General features: G+C 39.8%; 16 protein-coding genes. 12 read left to right on the forward strand and 4 right to left on the reverse strand.

The features are described from left to right. Positions 1-108 precede the first annotated feature (108 nt). The 7 genes from HDF25_RS24620 to HDF25_RS24650 all read left to right on the forward strand — a co-directional run bounded on the left by HDF25_RS24620 (position 109) and on the right by HDF25_RS24650 (position 6054). Entirely contained in the window at positions 109-1128 is a 1020-nt protein-coding gene (locus HDF25_RS24620) for an aldose epimerase family protein (RefSeq protein WP_184629074.1), read from the forward strand. 22 nt (positions 1129-1150) lie between these two features. Then, positions 1151-1720, forward strand: coding sequence for an NADPH-dependent FMN reductase (locus HDF25_RS24625; RefSeq protein WP_184629075.1), 570 nt, complete (start codon positions 1151-1153; stop codon positions 1718-1720). Between the two features lie 12 nt (positions 1721-1732). Further along, complete coding sequence (locus HDF25_RS24630; RefSeq protein ID WP_184629076.1) at positions 1733-2380, forward strand: DsbA family oxidoreductase; 648 nt, start codon at positions 1733-1735, stop codon at positions 2378-2380. Position 2381: 1 nt separating this feature from the next. After that, positions 2382-3008 (forward strand): phosphatase PAP2 family protein, encoded by a 627-nt coding sequence (locus HDF25_RS25960; RefSeq protein WP_317618249.1) that lies wholly within the window; start codon positions 2382-2384, stop codon positions 3006-3008. Between the two features lie 67 nt (positions 3009-3075). Further along, positions 3076-4941, forward strand: a complete 1866-nt coding sequence (locus HDF25_RS24640) for a TonB-dependent receptor plug domain-containing protein (RefSeq protein ID WP_184629077.1) — start codon at positions 3076-3078, stop codon at positions 4939-4941. A gap of 76 nt (positions 4942-5017) precedes the next feature. Beyond that, positions 5018-5737, forward strand: a complete 720-nt coding sequence (locus tag HDF25_RS24645; RefSeq protein WP_184629078.1) for a pirin family protein — start codon at positions 5018-5020, stop codon at positions 5735-5737. Further along, positions 5737-6054 (forward strand): hypothetical protein, encoded by a 318-nt coding sequence (locus HDF25_RS24650; protein ID WP_184629079.1) that lies wholly within the window; start codon positions 5737-5739, stop codon positions 6052-6054. The genes HDF25_RS24645 and HDF25_RS24650 overlap by 1 nt, the downstream gene beginning before the upstream one ends. Here HDF25_RS24650 and HDF25_RS24655 read toward each other — a convergent pair. The 3 genes from HDF25_RS24655 to HDF25_RS24665 form a co-directional block, all read right to left on the reverse strand. Next, complete coding sequence (locus HDF25_RS24655) at positions 6018-6383, reverse strand: MauE/DoxX family redox-associated membrane protein (RefSeq protein WP_184629080.1); 366 nt, start codon at positions 6381-6383, stop codon at positions 6018-6020. The genes HDF25_RS24650 and HDF25_RS24655 overlap by 37 nt on opposite strands. A 75-nt stretch (positions 6384-6458) precedes the next feature. Then, a complete protein-coding gene (locus HDF25_RS24660; protein WP_184629081.1) occupies positions 6459-6872 on the reverse strand; it encodes a YtxH domain-containing protein in 414 nt (137 codons plus the stop codon). Positions 6873-7081: 209 nt separating this feature from the next. Then, positions 7082-7522: a DoxX family protein gene (locus HDF25_RS24665; protein ID WP_260409463.1), complete on the reverse strand. Its 441-nt coding sequence runs from the start codon at positions 7520-7522 to the stop codon at positions 7082-7084. Positions 7523-7642: 120 nt separating this feature from the next. Here HDF25_RS24665 and HDF25_RS24670 point away from each other — a divergent pair, with 120 nt between their 5' ends. From HDF25_RS24670 to HDF25_RS24690, 5 genes are all read left to right on the forward strand, one after another. Then, positions 7643-7990, forward strand: a complete 348-nt coding sequence (locus tag HDF25_RS24670; RefSeq protein ID WP_184629082.1) for a hypothetical protein — start codon at positions 7643-7645, stop codon at positions 7988-7990. A 52-nt stretch (positions 7991-8042) separates the two neighbouring features. Beyond that, the gene (locus HDF25_RS24675) at positions 8043-10667 is read left to right on the forward strand and encodes an MGH1-like glycoside hydrolase domain-containing protein (protein WP_184629083.1); all 2625 of its coding nucleotides are present in this window, start codon (positions 8043-8045) and stop codon (positions 10665-10667) included. Between the two features lie 38 nt (positions 10668-10705). Continuing rightward, positions 10706-11785 (forward strand): glutamate 5-kinase, encoded by a 1080-nt coding sequence (proB, locus tag HDF25_RS24680; RefSeq protein WP_184629084.1) that lies wholly within the window; start codon positions 10706-10708, stop codon positions 11783-11785. Positions 11786-11797: 12 nt separating this feature from the next. Further along, positions 11798-13045 carry a glutamate-5-semialdehyde dehydrogenase gene (locus HDF25_RS24685; protein WP_184629085.1) on the forward strand — a complete coding sequence of 416 codons (1248 nt, stop codon included), beginning with the start codon at positions 11798-11800 and terminating at the stop codon, positions 13043-13045. A 247-nt stretch (positions 13046-13292) separates the two neighbouring features. After that, positions 13293-14798 (forward strand): malate:quinone oxidoreductase, encoded by a 1506-nt coding sequence (locus HDF25_RS24690; RefSeq protein WP_184629086.1) that lies wholly within the window; start codon positions 13293-13295, stop codon positions 14796-14798. Here HDF25_RS24690 and HDF25_RS24695 read toward each other — a convergent pair. Further along, positions 14764-15663 carry a lysophospholipid acyltransferase family protein gene (locus tag HDF25_RS24695; protein WP_184629087.1) on the reverse strand — a complete coding sequence of 300 codons (900 nt, stop codon included), beginning with the start codon at positions 15661-15663 and terminating at the stop codon, positions 14764-14766. The two genes, HDF25_RS24690 and HDF25_RS24695, sit on opposite strands and share 35 nt — an antisense overlap. Between the last annotated feature and the right edge of the window lie 48 nt (positions 15664-15711).

Raw genomic sequence — 15711 nt, forward strand, 5'->3', positions numbered from 1 at the left:
CAATAGTATGGCCCGAAAAAAATAAAATGATTAAATCACTGTGGAGTTTAAATTTTGCGGGTATTATTTGTAGTATTGTTATTATAAATATCGACTAATATACGTTTTATGAAAGAAAATCAAATTAGCACCGGGCGATTTATTGATGGAAAAGAAATCTTCGCGGTAGAGCTTACCAATAGCCTGGGCAGCAAGGTCAAAATATATAATTATGGTGCTATAGTCAGTGAATTTATAGTAAAGAACGGGCATGGGGAACAGCAGGATGTGATTTTAGGATTTAACGATATAGATGGTTACCTGAATGAAGATTATCTCGCAGAATATCCTTATCTCGGGGTTATTGTCGGTCGATATTCAAATAGGATAAAAGACGGAAAGTATAGCATCGATGGTAAAGATTATCAGATGGAACAGAGTCTGCATGGCGGAGTAGCTGGTTTTGATAAAAAAGTATGGGATATTCTTCCTACAATTGATCCAAGTCTGACTTTGCAATATATCAGCCCTGCCGGTGAAGAGAGTTTCCCTGGTAATCTGACCGTTCAGCTTACTTTTAAACTATCTGATGAAGATGAACTGATTCTGGATTATAAGGCAGTTACTGATGCACCTACGCCTATCAATCTAACGCATCACAGTTATTTCAATTTAAATAAAAATGGTGGAAATGTAGGTGATCATCATCTGCGTATGCCAGCAAGTAACTACCTGGAACAGGATGCTAATTATGTAGTTACAGGAAAGTTGATTCCTGTAGAAGGGACTATTCATGATTTTCTTGGGGGCAAGAAAATAGGACAGGACTGGGACCCGAAAGAAGGATACGATCAGAGTTATGTACTGGATAAACCTTATGGTCATCTGGGATTGGCTGCTGAAGCAACAGAGGCTTCATCGGGCTTGAAATTAGAAGTTTATACCACTGAACCGGTTGCTCATTTTTACACTTCCAAATATCTGAACACAGCAGACAGTAAAGATCATAAGGGATATAAGCCTTTTGAAGCTTTTTGTGTAGAAACACAACACTATCCAAACGGGATAAACGTATCAGAGTTTCCGACTACAATTTTAAGACCGGGAGAAACTTATGCGCAAACCACAATTTTTAAATTAAGTCATTAAGACAATCTTTAAATAAATAGTTATGGACAAGCTTAAGATTATTAGTGCGACAGTAAGACCAGGTAGAAAAGGACCCCTTATTGCAGAGTGGATTACAGAAATAGCGAGAAAATACGGTGCTTTTGAAGTTGAACTGATAGACTTAGGTGTTCTGAACCTGCCTTTAATGGATGAACAGAATCATCCTGCCATGCAGCGGTATGAGCATGAACATACAAAAAAATGGAGTGCTAAAATTAATGAAGCAGATGCTTTTGTCTTTGTGACAGGAGAATACGACTTTGGTTATCCCTCGCCTTTAAGAAATGCACTGGAATATCTTTACAAAGAATGGAATTATAAAGCTGCCGGAATTGTGAGTTATGGTGGGGTTTCTGCTGGAACCAGGGCTGCCAATTCGTTGAAAAATGATCTCAGTACTTTTAAAATGGTACCTTTGTATGAAGCCGTCAATTTCTCTTTTTTCACAGAACTGATCAATGAGGATGATGTTTTTGTACCACATGAACGTTCTGAAAAAGCGGCTTTAGCCATGTTGAAAGAGTTGGTCAGATGGACAAAAGGGCTGAAATTAATTAAAGCAGACGTATAAAATATTAAAATAATGAAAGTAGATATCTGGTCGGATGTAAGATGTCCGTTTTGTTATATAGGGAAGAGAAAATTCGAACTGGCACTAGCACAGTTTGATCATAAAGATCAGGTAGAAGTGGAGTGGCATAGCTTTGAGCTTGATCCCAATGCGGAAACCAAACCAGGAGTAAGTTCTTACGATCACCTGGCCCAGACCAAGGGGCAAAGCAGAGAATGGTCTGAGCAAATGCATGGACAGGTAACCAGGGCAGCAGCCGAAGTTGGTCTGAATTTCAATTTTGATCAGACAGTTGTCGCCAATTCATTTAATGCACACCGGTTAATTCAGCTGGCGAAGACTAAAGGTCTGGGGAATGAAATTGAAGAGCAATTATTCGCTGCACATTTTGTAACTGGTAAAAACATAGATGATCGTGATACTTTGCTTGCTATAGGTAAATCGATTGGGCTGGAAGAAGCAGAAGTAACGCAAATGTTAGCTGGTGATGATTTTAGCATGGATGTTCGTGGAGATGAACAAATTGCGCAGCAAATAGGTATAAGCGGAGTTCCTTTCTTTATCATTGATCAGAAACTGGCCGTGTCAGGTGCACAGCAACCAGAAACTTTTTTAGGCGCCCTTGATCAGGCATGGTCTAAAAAAACGACGGAAGCCTGATATGAGTAAAGGCTTTAAGAAATATATAATGGTATTGCAGCTGGTTTTATGTGCTGCAATACCATTAAAGTTAGTTGCACAGACAGGTTTATCACCTCAAAACCCTATTCAGCATATTGATGACCGGATATTGATAGATCTTTCTGAGCACAGGACACCCGGGCAAACGGGTTTCTTTATGTTTCTGTCTAAATATAATAACCTGGTCAATGCTGCTGTTCCTGCCGGGATGTTTGCGGCAGGGGTAATCGGCAATGATAAAGGAACACGCCAGGATGCATTCTATGTAGCCAGCAGTTCCGCCGTCAATCTATTACTTACCTTTGCTATTAAAAAAATCGTTAAACGCCCAAGGCCATTTTTAGGACAGATCAAAATCAATGCTGTCTATCAGCCTGGTCAGACTTCTTTTCCTTCGGGACACTCATCTTCATCTTTTACTACCGCAACTGCACTAGCACAGGTTTATCACAAATGGTATGTGATTGCACCAGCTTATTTATGGGCTGGTTCAGTGGCTTATTCCAGATTATATTTGGGTGTTCATTATCCTTCGGATGTAGCCACAGGTGCGTTATTAGGCACAGGTTCTGCACTTTCCATGAAATTCATCAGACCATCTAATTAGTTAAAACGAAGGTCATTAAACTGATGTGTTCCGGGATTTCCTATATTCGCAGCAATTTTAATCGAATATGAAGAAAATGATACCCGTTCTGGTTGCATTATGTCTTTCTGCGGGTTATGCAGAAGCTCAAAGTGATACCACCAATAATCTGAATGAAGTGATGGTCAGAGAAAACAGACTTAAACTTCCATTCTCTAAACAAAACCGGAATATCTGGATTATAGATAATCAGCAAATCAAAAACCTTCCATCCAGATCTATCAGTGAATTGCTGAGTTATGTAACAGGTGTGGATGTCAGACAGCGTGGCCCGGGCGGAGTGCAGGCTGATATCAGTATCGATGGTGGAACTTTTGATCAGACCCTGGTGTTGATCAATGGAGTTAAAGTATCCGATCCACAGACTGGTCATAATATGATGAACCTGCCGATTTCGGTTGATGATATAGACCATATTGAAGTACTGAGAGGATCGGCGTCACGTATATATGGTACGAATGCACTGACCGGAGCAATTAATATTGTGACTAAATCAGTGACCAAAACGGGTGTTTCTGCAAATGTGTTCACAGGAAGCAGTTTTAAAAAGAATGATACTGGCGGTACCTACGCAAATTATGGCGTACGCGCCACAGGTACACTTGCACTTAAAGAATCGTCACATCTTTTTTCTGTTGGGCAGGAAGCTGGAAATGGATACCGTTACAATACTGCATTTAACAATCAGAAGTTCTTTTATGAAGGAAAGGTTAATGTAGGCAAAACAGATCAGCTGGACATTACAGGTGGTTACGTTCATAATAATTTTGGTGCAAACGGGTATTATTCTGCTCCTGGTGACAAGGATTCGGAAGAAACTGTAAAAACAGCATTGGCGGCAATTGCTTACAAAACACAGCTGACCTCTTTCTGGACATTAATGCCCAGGTTGAGTTATAGAAATAATGTAGACGACTATCTCTATATTAAACAGACACCTGATAAATTCCATAATCACCATGTTACACAAGTTTTAAGTGCTGAACTCAATAACTCCTTCCAAACTGGTATTGGTGAATTTGGATTAGGCCTTGAAGCCAGAAAGGAAAAGATCAACAGTACTAACCTGGGTAAGAGAAATAGAGATAACATTGGGATTTATGGAGAATACAAGTTTGATCTGGTTAAAAATCTACTCATCAATGCTGGTAGTTATGTAAACTATAATTCTGATTATGGCTGGCAGGCATTCCCGGGCATTGATGCAGGTTATACTTTTTATGGAAACTGGAAGGTTTTTGTAAATGTAGGGACAGGACAACGGTTACCAACCTTTACTGACCTTTATTATAAAGGGCCTACCAATATTGGTAATGACCAGCTTCAACCAGAAAAATCACGTTATGCTGAAGGAGGGATCAAATATAATTCTACACACTTTGTCCTGAATGCAAGTCTGTTTAAACGCAGAATCACTAATTTCATTGACTGGGTAAAGGCTCAGGTAACCGATCCATGGCAGCCTAAAAACTTCAGTGAATTGAATACCATGGGTTATACCTTAAGTGCAGACTATAATACCGGCGCACTCCAGAGTACCACTTTTAACAGTTTGCGATTCGGCGTGGCTTATACCCATCTTAATCCTAAGGTTAAAACGACACTGGCAGATGCAAATATTTCGCGTTATGCCGTAGAATCTTTAAGAAACCAGCTTACAGGAACAGTAAATGCAGATTTCCTGAAAGTAATGACTTTAACTGTTACAGCCAGGTATAACGAAAGGATCAGTTATAAAGATTATACCATTATGGATGCAAGACTGAGCTACAAATTTAAGAACAGCAGCATTTATGCTGATGGATCAAACCTGTTTGATGTTAACTTTATTCAGGCTGGAGCAGTTCCTATGCCGGGTGTCTGGGCGACTTTAGGTTATAAAATAGCTTTGTAATGATTTCTTAATCTATGGTAAGATGCAACAAAATTATAGATGGTAAATTTGTATAACAAACCAAAGGATTAAGAACATGGCACAAACAGTTTTACATACTGCAACCTCAAGAGGCGGAGCAGATCATGGATGGTTAAAAAGTTATCACACTTTTAGCTTTGCAAATTATTTTAACCCGGAACGAGTTAATTTTGGTGCATTGAGAGTTTTGAATGATGACTCAGTAGATGGAGGAAGAGGTTTTGGTGAACATCCACATGATAACATGGAGATTATCTCTATACCATTATCAGGATCATTACAGCACAAAGATAGCATGGGCAACCTGGCTACTATTGAACCTGGAGAGATTCAGGCGATGAGTGCAGGAACGGGAATATATCATACTGAGTACAATAAAGACAAAGATCAGCCTGTTAAATTTTTGCAGATCTGGGTTTTCCCGAATAAAAGAAATGTAGAGCCAAGATATGATCAGCTTAAAATAAATGCTCCTGAAAAACCAAATACACTGGTACAGATTTTATCTCCGAATCCGGATGATGCCGGAGTATGGATTCATCAGGATGCCTGGTTTAACCTGGGTAAACTGGAAAAAGGGACTAAAGTAGATTATACCTTCCAGAAAAAAGGTAATGGTGCTTATATTTTTGTATTAGAAGGGGAGATTGAGGTGAATGGTCAGTTGCTGCATAAAAGAGATGGTTTCGGAATCTGGGACACTGATACTTTTACTATACAGGCAGTCAGTGATCAGACTGAATTTTTGATTATGGATGTTCCCATGGAATTTTAATGATGAAAACGGAAATTTTGGTTATCGGTACAGATCCGGATATTCTGCAGACTATACTTCGGTTATTGAACGCTGAGGAATCATGGCATGCGGAGGGTGTTTCCGGAATTAAGGAAGCACTGGCAAAGTGCGGACTGAAGGCTTATCATATACTGTTACTTGGAGCTGGGCTGACCAGCCAGGAGGAAGAAGAACTTAAGACAGAAGTAAAGACACTTTATCCTACGCTCCCGGTTGTACCTCATTATGGAGGGGGGAGCGGATTGTTATTTGCCGAAATCTATCTGGCCCTGGGTAAAATGAACCAGGCCCAGTAGATCAGTACAAACTGAAAAGGAAGTCTGATGAAGGCCAGTGTTCTGGAGCCAATAGCCGGATGAGTACGAAAAACATCAATCAGGTGGAAAGGAAGAAAAAATACCATCAAAAGGATTATGCCAATCGCAGCATTACGTCTGGTTTTTGGAAACAACAGGGCAATGCCTAGGCCGGCTTCAATGATCCCCGTCAAATAGTTCACGGCTAAAAGTGGTAACCAGTCGGGAATGAATGGGGCGTAGAGTGCTGGTTTAATCAAGTGATTAATCCCTGCAACAACAAGGAACAGGGCGAAAATCCAGGTGAATATGAGCTTGAGTTTTTCCATATAAAAATGAAAAAGCCGGTTTGTTATTTATACAACCGGCTTTTATATTGATTACCCTAAATTGATGAATTCAGCTTAGGCGTTTTCTATATCTTTTTTTATTTCGTGTGCTTTATCACTCAGTTCCTCTTTCGCGTCACTGAATTTAGATTTAACAGTTTCCACTGTTCTGTCTTTTAAATCAGCCAGACCATCAGCATGATGTTGTATTTTTTGACCGTATGTCTGGTATTTATCCTTTGCAGCGTCTGCTAAATGGTCAGCACTGTTTTTTAATTTCTCTTTGTATGAATGCAATTTATCTTTCGCACTATCAGTAAGATCTTTAGTCTTATCTGAAATCAGATTCCTGGTTTCCGAACCACTTCCGGGAGCAAAAAGTATACCTAAAGCCGCTCCAATCGCTAATCCAGCTAATAAAGCTACAGCAACAGGAGTTTTATCAGTTTGTCTGTCCAGATGGTCATTAATTAATTTTTTGTAATCCATGGTAATTAGTTTTATGATTAAACGGTATTAAATTTATCTCTGTAAGCTGGCATTAATAATTAATGCTTAAGTCATTACCTTTCAAAAACCAGTCCATTCTGGATTTTTCATAAAAAAAAATGAATAAAAATAATGTGTGAAATACACCAGTACAAAAAAAGACGGCCTTTTTAAAGCCGTCTTCTACTATGTTACGATAAAAGAAATGTTTAGTCTTCTGATTTTTTTACTGTCTCAATAGACAGGACGCCATTTCCTTCAATCAGGAAACAGATCAAACCAGCTAATACCAGACACGATAACCAGAACTCTGAATAAGGTCTGAAAATCTGTTGCGGCAGATTAACATAAACTACTGCGACAACCAGTATAGGGATAATCAGCAGACAAAATAATCTTGTATGCGTACCTAAGGTAATCAGCAGACCTCCAATAATATGTAATGCAATAATCAAATGTGCTATCAGACTGATGGACACGGCTGTTCCCAGACCGGCATTTTCCATCAACACGGTAAAAGCATCGAGATTAATTGCAAAAGCTATTCCTTTCCAGATTAGTGTAATGCCTAAAACTATTCTCAGATAGTCCAGCCATTTCGGATGGTGGTGATCACCCCAATCCTGAATTCTTGATAGTAGGTTCATCATAATATTATATTTTGGTTCTATGAATATAAGAAATAATCTGCTGGATATCAAAGATAAATGATGGTATTTTGTGTGTTTTGCAGCTGATTATATTCCTTAAGTTTGCAAAAAAATATTAATATGATCGAGCCCACTTTATATTACGAAACAATTAACAGAAACGCTATTCTGATTAAAGCCAAAAAACCATTTTACGATTGGATTAATTATGTAGATCCTGAATTTCCTGTTGTTGGTAATGATGAAGGAACTGTATATCTGATTAAAGAGCAAAAGACAAAAGCCAAGATTGAAAGCTGGTTAAAGAAGAATTTTGATCAGTTATTTAAAAATGAACTGCGCGATTTCCATACCGATGAAAATGACTGGCCACAAAAACGCACCTATAAAGTCTTTCAGGAATGGTTTACTGTAGAAATTTCTTCTATGATCGTTGATCTTCAGGATACTGACATTGTAAAAACTTAAGCAATTCTCTGTTCTCTTCTTTAATTCGCTTAACAATTCTTAATATTGAGATATGAACTCCAAGAATCAAGTTAATCCCGAACAAGAGCGCCTCAGCAATCATTATAAAGGTGAGACTAACTGGTTGAAATGGGGACCCTATGTTTCTGACCGTCAATGGGGGACCGTAAGGGAAGACTATAGTTCAAATGGTGACGCCTGGCAGCATATTACTCATGATATGGCCAGAAGTAAAGCTTATCGCTGGGGAGAAGAAGGTATAGGAGGTTTTAGTGATGATAAGCAGAATCTATGTGTTGCGCTGGCGCTCTGGAATGGTAAAGATGCAATTCTTAAGGAGCGCTTATACGGATTGAACAATGGAGAAGGTAATCATGGCGAAGATGTAAAAGAATTGTATTACCATCTTGATAGCAGCCCTACCCACAGCTATATGAAGATGCTGTATAAATATCCTTTCCAGGCATTCCCATACGAGCAATTGCTTGCCGAGAATGCAAAACGGGACAGGATGCAGCCCGAATTTGAGCTGATAGACACGGGACTGTTTGATCAGGACGAATATGCCGATGTCTTTATTGAATACGCTAAGAATAATGAAGAAGACCTTTTAATAAAATATACTGTTTTTAACAGAAGCCCAAACGCTGCACAACTGGATGTAATTCCTCAGTTATGGTATCGCAATAACTGGTTTGATAATCAGCACGGAGTTAAACCTGAGATCCTTAACCAGGGTAACCATACTTTGTTGTTAAGATCTCCTCATATGGATGATTATCATTGTTATACCGATGGTAATCCGAAGTTCTTGTTTACTGATAATGAAACTAACAATCAACGTTTATATCAGTCAGTAAACACCAATAATTTCCTTAAAGATGGTATTCATGAGTATATCGTAAACGGAAAGCCCGAAGCTATTAATAAGGATAATTTTGGTACAAAGGTTGGAATATGGTATAAACTGAATATTCCAGCCGGACAAAGCGTGGAGCTCAGGATAAGGTTAAGCAAAGCTAAATTAGCGACGCCCTTTACCGGGTTTGATGATATATTTTCACTACGTATCCAGGAAAATGATGAATTCTATGCTGCCAGACAAGACGAATCTGCTGATGCAGAAGAGAAATTAATGCAGCGTCAGGCCTGGGCAGGAATGTTTTGGAATAAGCAGTTTTACAGTTATGATGTAAACCGGTGGTTGAATGGTGATTCAGGGCAGCCTGCTCCACCTCAGTCAAGAAAAAAGGGCAGAAACACGCACTGGAAACATTTTGTGGCCAATGATATTTTATCTATGCCCGATAAATGGGAGTATCCCTGGTTTGCCGCATGGGATCTGGCTTTTCACTGTATCAGTTTTGCTGCATTAGATCCTGATTTTGCCAAGGATCAGCTCCGGTTAATGGTCAGTGCCAATTATATGCACCCAAGTGGGCAATTACCAGCCTACGAGTGGGATTTTGGAGATGTAAACCCACCTGTACATGCGATGGCTACCTGGCATGTATACCTCGCAGATAAAGAAGTTAAAGGCAAGGGAGATATTAATTTCCTGGTAGAGATCTTCAATAAATTGTTACTCAATTTTACCTGGTGGGTCAATCAGAAGGATAGTGAAGGGAATAATATTTTCGAAGGCGGGTTCCTTGGATTGGATAATATTGGTGTATTTAACCGTAGTCAGCCAGTGCCTGGAGGAGGATTTCTCGAGCAGGCGGATGGTACCAGCTGGATGGCAATGTATGCACTCAATATGATGCAGATCAGTATGGAGTTGTCTTTGCATTTTGATGTATTTGAAAGTATGGCGATTAAGTTCTCAGAGCACTTTTTATACATTGCCGGCTCTATCTCCAATATGGGAGAAGATTCCATCGGTTTATGGGATGAGGAAGACGGATTTTATTACGATATGTTAAGAAAGGCTGATGGTTCGTCGGATCGTCTTCGTTTGAGAAGTCTGGTTGGTTTGATTCCTATGTTTGCTCAGGTGGTATTTGACGAAGATAAATGGACTAAACTGCCGAAATTGAAGGAGCGTCTGGACTGGTTCATGAAACAAAGGCCCGATCTGGTACAATTGGTAAGCCACTGGACAGATACCAAAGGCAGTGATCAGCATTTACTTTCTCTTTTGCGGGGTCACCGTATGAAATTACTGTTGAAACGAATGCTTGATCCAAATGAGTTCTTATCCGATTATGGAGTCCGCTCAGTTTCCAAAGCTTATTGTCAGTATCCGTTTAACTATCAGTTGGACGGAAACGATTATAATGTAAAATATATTCCGGCAGAAAGCGATTCCGGGATGTTCGGTGGTAACAGCAACTGGCGTGGACCGATGTGGATGCCTGTTAATTATCTGATTATTGAATCTCTAAAGAATTTTCAGGAGTATTATAGTGATGATTTTAAGGTAGAATGCCCAACAGGTTCCGGTCAGTTTTTAAGTTTACAGGAAATCGCGGTTTTCTTAGGTAAAAGATTAAAAGCTACATTTCTGAAAAATGAAGCAGGCGAACGACCCGTACTGGGTGGGAACCCAAAATTTAACCATGACCCGCATTTTAAAGATTATATCCTGTTCCATGAATATTTCAATGGGGATAATGGCAAAGGACTGGGGGCCAGCCATCAGACAGGCTGGACAGGTCTGATTGCTCTTCTTTAAAGAAATCACTATTTCCTAATCTATTACCGAATCATATTATGGCTGCTGCCTATAAAAGAATCGTTGTTAAAATCGGTTCAAATGTACTTACCCAATCCGATGGTCTGCCAGATCATGCCCGGATTCAGCATATTGTAGACCAAATTGTTATACTTAAAAATAAAGGTATTGACGTTGTGGTTATTTCTTCCGGAGCTGTTGCTGCGGGCAGAAGCATGATCAAAATTTCAGAAAAACAGGATGCAGTCGCTGCAAGACAGCTTCTGGCCTCCATAGGGCAGATCAAACTGATCAATACCTATCTTTCCCTTTTTGAAAAACAAAAAATGCTTTGTTCGCAGGTATTGGTCACCAAAGAAGATTTTCGTGACCGGAAACACTATTTAAACATCAAAAATTGTCTTTCCATATTACTAAAGCATAAGGTAATCCCGGTTATCAATGAAAATGATGTGGTTTCAGTTACTGAGCTGATGTTTACAGATAATGACGAGCTGGCTGGACTGGTTGCTTCTATGCTGGAGGCAGATGCACTCATTATTTTGTCCAATGTAGATGGTATCTATAATGGGGATCCAAAATCGCCCGGTTCCAGTATTATACAGGAGATTAAAAAAGAGGATAACAGTATTGATTCCTTTATCAGTAAAACTAAATCCGGTTTGGGCAGAGGAGGGATGGTAACGAAGCTTGGAATGGCACAGAAAGTGGCTAAACTGGGTATTCCTGTTCATATTGCTAATGGAACACGCAATGATATTCTGACTGACCTGATTGATCAGAAAGCTGTACATACTTATTTTGTACCGGAAAAAAATACTTCTGGAAAGAAAAAATGGATTGCGCATTCTGAACACTCTGCTACCGGAAGCGTACAGCTCAATACAGGAGCTACCGAAGCACTGATTTCTGGTCAGGCCAGAAGCTTATTACCCGTTGGAATTATTAAAGTATTATCCTCCTTTCAAAAAGGTGATATTATCCGGCTGGTAGATGAAAATGGAAAGTTAATTGGTTTAGGTATCGCAGAATATGGGTCAGAGAAAGCAAAAGAGCGAATAGGACAGAAAGGACACAAATCTTTGGTTCATTATAATTATTTTTATGCTGTAAACTAGATGGGAGAGGAAATGAAATACCAATTAAGTTTCGAAAATGCATTAAAAGCAAGCCGCACACTGCATCGTCTTGATCAGTTGGAGGTTAATAATATACTGAAAGACCTGGCTGCCCAGATCAAATTGCAGGCAGATGATATTTTGTTTGCTAATACATTGGATCTTAGACGTATGTCTGCTGATGATCCAAAATATGACAGGCTGAAGTTAACGAAGGAAAGACTGAACGATATCAGCCAGGAAATATTGAATGTGGTTAAACTGGAAAGTCCGCTTTCGGAGGTTCTGGAGTCCAGAACACTGCCCAATGGACTGGCTTTAACTAAGGTCAGGGTTCCTTTAGGCGTAATCGGTGTTATTTACGAGGCAAGACCTAATGTCACTGTAGATGTATTCTCTCTATGTTTTAAAACAGGGAATGTAGTGATCTTGAAAGGAGGGAGTGATGCCGAGTTTTCTAATCTTGCCTTAATAAAAATCATTCATAAAGTATTGCTTAAACACGGTGTTGACGTCAATGTAGCTATTTTACTACCTTCGGAACGTGAAGCAACTGCCGCATTGCTCAATGCGACTAATTTTGTCGATGTATTGATTCCCCGTGGAAGCCAGGCATTGATTGATTATGTTCGTGAGCACAGTAAAGTTCCGGTGATAGAAACCGGGGCCGGAATCGTCCATACTTATTTCGATCTTTCGGGTAATACTGAAAAAGGCAGGGCCATTATTTTTAATGCTAAAACCAGAAGAGTCAGTGTTTGTAATGCATTAGACTGTCTGCTCATTCACTCCGAACGACTGGATGATCTTTATGTGCTTGTTGCCGCACTAGCCACAAAATCAGTTCATCTTTATGCTGATCCGGCTTCTTTTATTGTACTGGATGGCTATTATCCATCCAATTTATTGCATCGGGCCGGGCCGCATGATTTTGGTACCGAGTTCCTGGACTACAAAATGGCAGTTAAAACAGTTGAAAACCTGGATGATGCCTTAAATCATATTTCCATTTACAGCTCTAAACATAGTGAAGCTATCATTGCAGAGGATGAACGTCAGCTGACAACTTTCCTCAATGCCGTCGATGCTGCTGCGGTGTATGCAAATACATCGACGGCTTTTACCGATGGCGGACAATTTGGTCTTGGGGCTGAAATAGGGATCAGTACGCAAAAGCTTCATGCAAGGGGGCCGATGGGATTGAAAGAACTGACCAGTTATAAATGGGTAGTAAGAGGTAACGGTCAGGTACGTCAGTAAAAGAAGGTTTTAGATTGAGCAGATGGAATAATATGGTGGTAACAAGCTTATCAGGTGGAAGTTAATTGCAAAAAAAGACCTGAGTCTGACAATAATTACAAAAAACAATACTAAAAAAGGTCATCTTTTCTCTCTTTATCAGATACGGGTAAAAAAAATACTTATTAAATGGGAATTTAGGACTCATTTCCCGCGCTTTATATTAATTTTGTCGCCGATATAAAGAGAATAAATTATCTATCCTTTCATGACCAGTAAAAGTACTAATTCAGATAAAGCAGTTGACGTTGTGTTAATTGGCGCGGGTATTATGAGCGCAACACTTGGTGTACTATTAAAAGAACTCTCACCGGACTTAACGATACAAATTTTTGAACGGCTTGATGTTGCAGCAGCAGAAAGTTCTGATGCCTGGAATAATGCCGGAACAGGGCACTCTGCCTTTTGTGAATTAAATTATACGCCTCAGCTGGAGGATGGTACCGTTGAAACAGACAAGGCAGTAGCCATTGCAGAATCCTTTGAGGTATCTAAGCAGTTCTGGTCATTTCTGGTGCAGAATAAGTTAGTAGATTCACCAGAGACCTTTATCAAAAGTATTCCGCATATGAGTTTTGTATGGGGAGCTGATAATGTTGATTTTCTGAATAAACGTTTTGAGAAATTACAGCAATGTGAACTCTTTAAAGAAATGACTTATTCTGAAGATCCGAAACAACTTGCAGAATGGATGCCTTTGGTAATGAAAGGCAGAAATCCTGATGAAAAAGTAGCTGCAACCAGAATGATGCTGGGTACTGACGTAAACTTCGGTGCCTTAACCAGGATGATGCTGAATACATTACAACGCAAACCTAATGTATCGATGGACTTTAATCAGGAAGTTCGTAAACTGAAACAAAAAGACGGTTTATGGGAAGTAAAGGTGAAAGACGAAGAAACTGGTAAAAGAAGAACGGTGAAAGCCAGATTTGTGTTTATCGGTGCTGGTGGTGGTTCACTTCCTTTGCTGGAGAAATCTGATATTCCTGAAGGAAAAGGTTTTGGTGGTTTTCCTGTAAGCGGACAATGGTTAAAATGCATTAATCCGGATGTAATTGAACACCATCACGCAAAAGTGTACGGTAAAGCAGCAGTTGGTTCGCCTCCAATGTCTGTTCCTCACCTGGATACCAGGATGATTGATGGAAAAAAGGCATTGCTTTTTGGACCTTATGCAGGATTTTCAACCCGTTTCCTAAAGAATGGTTCTCTCTTAGATCTGCCTTTATCAATTAAAGCTAATAATATCCGTCCGATGATCGCTGCGGGTTTAGATAATATACCACTGACCAAATACCTGATCGATCAGGTAAGACAGTCACCTGAAGACCGTATGGAAGCGCTGAAAGAATATTTGCCGGCTGCTGAAATGAAAGACTGGGAGCTGGAAACAGCTGGTCAGCGTGTTCAGGTAATTAAAAAAGACGAAAAACACGGGGGTATCCTCGAATTCGGTACCGAAGTTGTATCTGCCGGAGATGGTTCAATTGCTGCCTTGTTAGGTGCTTCACCAGGAGCTTCAACTGCAGTTTCTATTATGATCACCTTAATGAAACGTTGTTTCAGTGACAGAATGGAAAGTCCGGAATGGCAGGCGAAATTGAAACAAATGATTCCTTCCTACGGCCATACCTTGAGTGATGATGCACAGTTAAGCAGAAATATCAGAGCACAAACTACGCATGCACTAAATCTTCAGGTTGCTGAGTAGGCTGGTGTTTCCATCTTCTGTGACTCCATAACCAGTAAGCAGGCTCTTCTTGTATCAGTTTTTCTAAGAGAAGGGCGTGCTTCTGGGTAATTTCATTAATTGGTGTCCGATCCGGATGCAGGCATATAGGCACAAAATCAACCTCATAATAGCCTTTCTTTATCACATTTACTTTAATATAAAAAATTGGTCTGCTGGTTTTTATAGCGATCTTCTCCATCCCTTGTTGAATAGAAGTCTGCTGATTCAGGAACTCAGTCCAGTAATGAGATTCACTTTTAGGCGGCGCCTGGTCATTCCCGAACAGAAACATGGTAGGCGATCCTTTGCTATCGGTCAGTGCCCGGAAGGTTTGCCGCATAGGGACTAACTTATTTCCGAATCTTGTCCTGATCCGGTGAAACCAGTTGTCAAATTCATTGTTCGATAAAGTTTTGTAGATGGCATAGGTATCACATTTCAAACTTAAGCCAATTGACAAAGTTCCCCATTCCCAATTGCCATAGTGGCCCGAACAAGCCAGGACACTCTCTCCCCGTTCAAAATAGGCATTGATTATTTCTGTGTTTTTATACTTAAACCTTTTTTGTACTTCTGCCTTCGAAATGGTCGCCATCTTAATGATTTCAAAAATCAGCGCAGACAGGTATTTGTAATATTTCTTTTCTATTTGGCTGATCTCTTCTTCACTCTTTTCGGGAAATGCCTGATGCAGGTTCTCGCGGACAACTGCGCGGCGATATCCGAAGACATAATAAAGTAAGACATAAATACCATTCGCAAACACATAAAGTACTGGCAGAGGAAGCAAAGCAAGCAAGTAGAGGAAGAATATCCCAATCTGGGAGGTGGTTCTTTTAAACATTAACGGTTAAATAAGATACAAACATAATTAATTACTTACTAGCCCGGC

Source organism: Pedobacter cryoconitis, assembly GCF_014207135.1.
Lineage (GTDB): Bacteria > Bacteroidota > Bacteroidia > Sphingobacteriales > Sphingobacteriaceae > Pedobacter > Pedobacter cryoconitis_D.

What these genes read in the sequence shown, in the direction of transcription:
- HDF25_RS24620 (WP_184629074.1), top strand. Translation starts at nt 109, where the DNA reads ATGAAAGAAAATCAAATTAGCACCGGGCGATTTATTGATGGAAAAGAA.
- HDF25_RS24625 (WP_184629075.1), top strand. Translation starts at nt 1,151, where the DNA reads ATGGACAAGCTTAAGATTATTAGTGCGACAGTAAGACCAGGTAGAAAA.
- HDF25_RS24630 (WP_184629076.1), top strand. Translation starts at nt 1,733, where the DNA reads ATGAAAGTAGATATCTGGTCGGATGTAAGATGTCCGTTTTGTTATATA.
- HDF25_RS25960 (WP_317618249.1), top strand. Translation starts at nt 2,382, where the DNA reads ATGAGTAAAGGCTTTAAGAAATATATAATGGTATTGCAGCTGGTTTTA.
- HDF25_RS24640 (WP_184629077.1), top strand. Translation starts at nt 3,076, where the DNA reads ATGAAGAAAATGATACCCGTTCTGGTTGCATTATGTCTTTCTGCGGGT.
- HDF25_RS24645 (WP_184629078.1), top strand. Translation starts at nt 5,018, where the DNA reads ATGGCACAAACAGTTTTACATACTGCAACCTCAAGAGGCGGAGCAGAT.
- HDF25_RS24650 (WP_184629079.1), top strand. Translation starts at nt 5,737, where the DNA reads ATGATGAAAACGGAAATTTTGGTTATCGGTACAGATCCGGATATTCTG.
- HDF25_RS24655 (WP_184629080.1), bottom strand. Translation starts at nt 6,383, where the DNA reads ATGGAAAAACTCAAGCTCATATTCACCTGGATTTTCGCCCTGTTCCTT.
- HDF25_RS24660 (WP_184629081.1), bottom strand. Translation starts at nt 6,872, where the DNA reads ATGGATTACAAAAAATTAATTAATGACCATCTGGACAGACAAACTGAT.
- HDF25_RS24665 (WP_260409463.1), bottom strand. Translation starts at nt 7,522, where the DNA reads ATGATGAACCTACTATCAAGAATTCAGGATTGGGGTGATCACCACCAT.
- HDF25_RS24670 (WP_184629082.1), top strand. Translation starts at nt 7,643, where the DNA reads ATGATCGAGCCCACTTTATATTACGAAACAATTAACAGAAACGCTATT.
- HDF25_RS24675 (WP_184629083.1), top strand. Translation starts at nt 8,043, where the DNA reads ATGAACTCCAAGAATCAAGTTAATCCCGAACAAGAGCGCCTCAGCAAT.
- proB (WP_184629084.1), top strand. Translation starts at nt 10,706, where the DNA reads ATGGCTGCTGCCTATAAAAGAATCGTTGTTAAAATCGGTTCAAATGTA.
- HDF25_RS24685 (WP_184629085.1), top strand. Translation starts at nt 11,798, where the DNA reads ATGAAATACCAATTAAGTTTCGAAAATGCATTAAAAGCAAGCCGCACA.
- HDF25_RS24690 (WP_184629086.1), top strand. Translation starts at nt 13,293, where the DNA reads ATGACCAGTAAAAGTACTAATTCAGATAAAGCAGTTGACGTTGTGTTA.
- HDF25_RS24695 (WP_184629087.1), bottom strand. Translation starts at nt 15,663, where the DNA reads ATGTTTAAAAGAACCACCTCCCAGATTGGGATATTCTTCCTCTACTTG.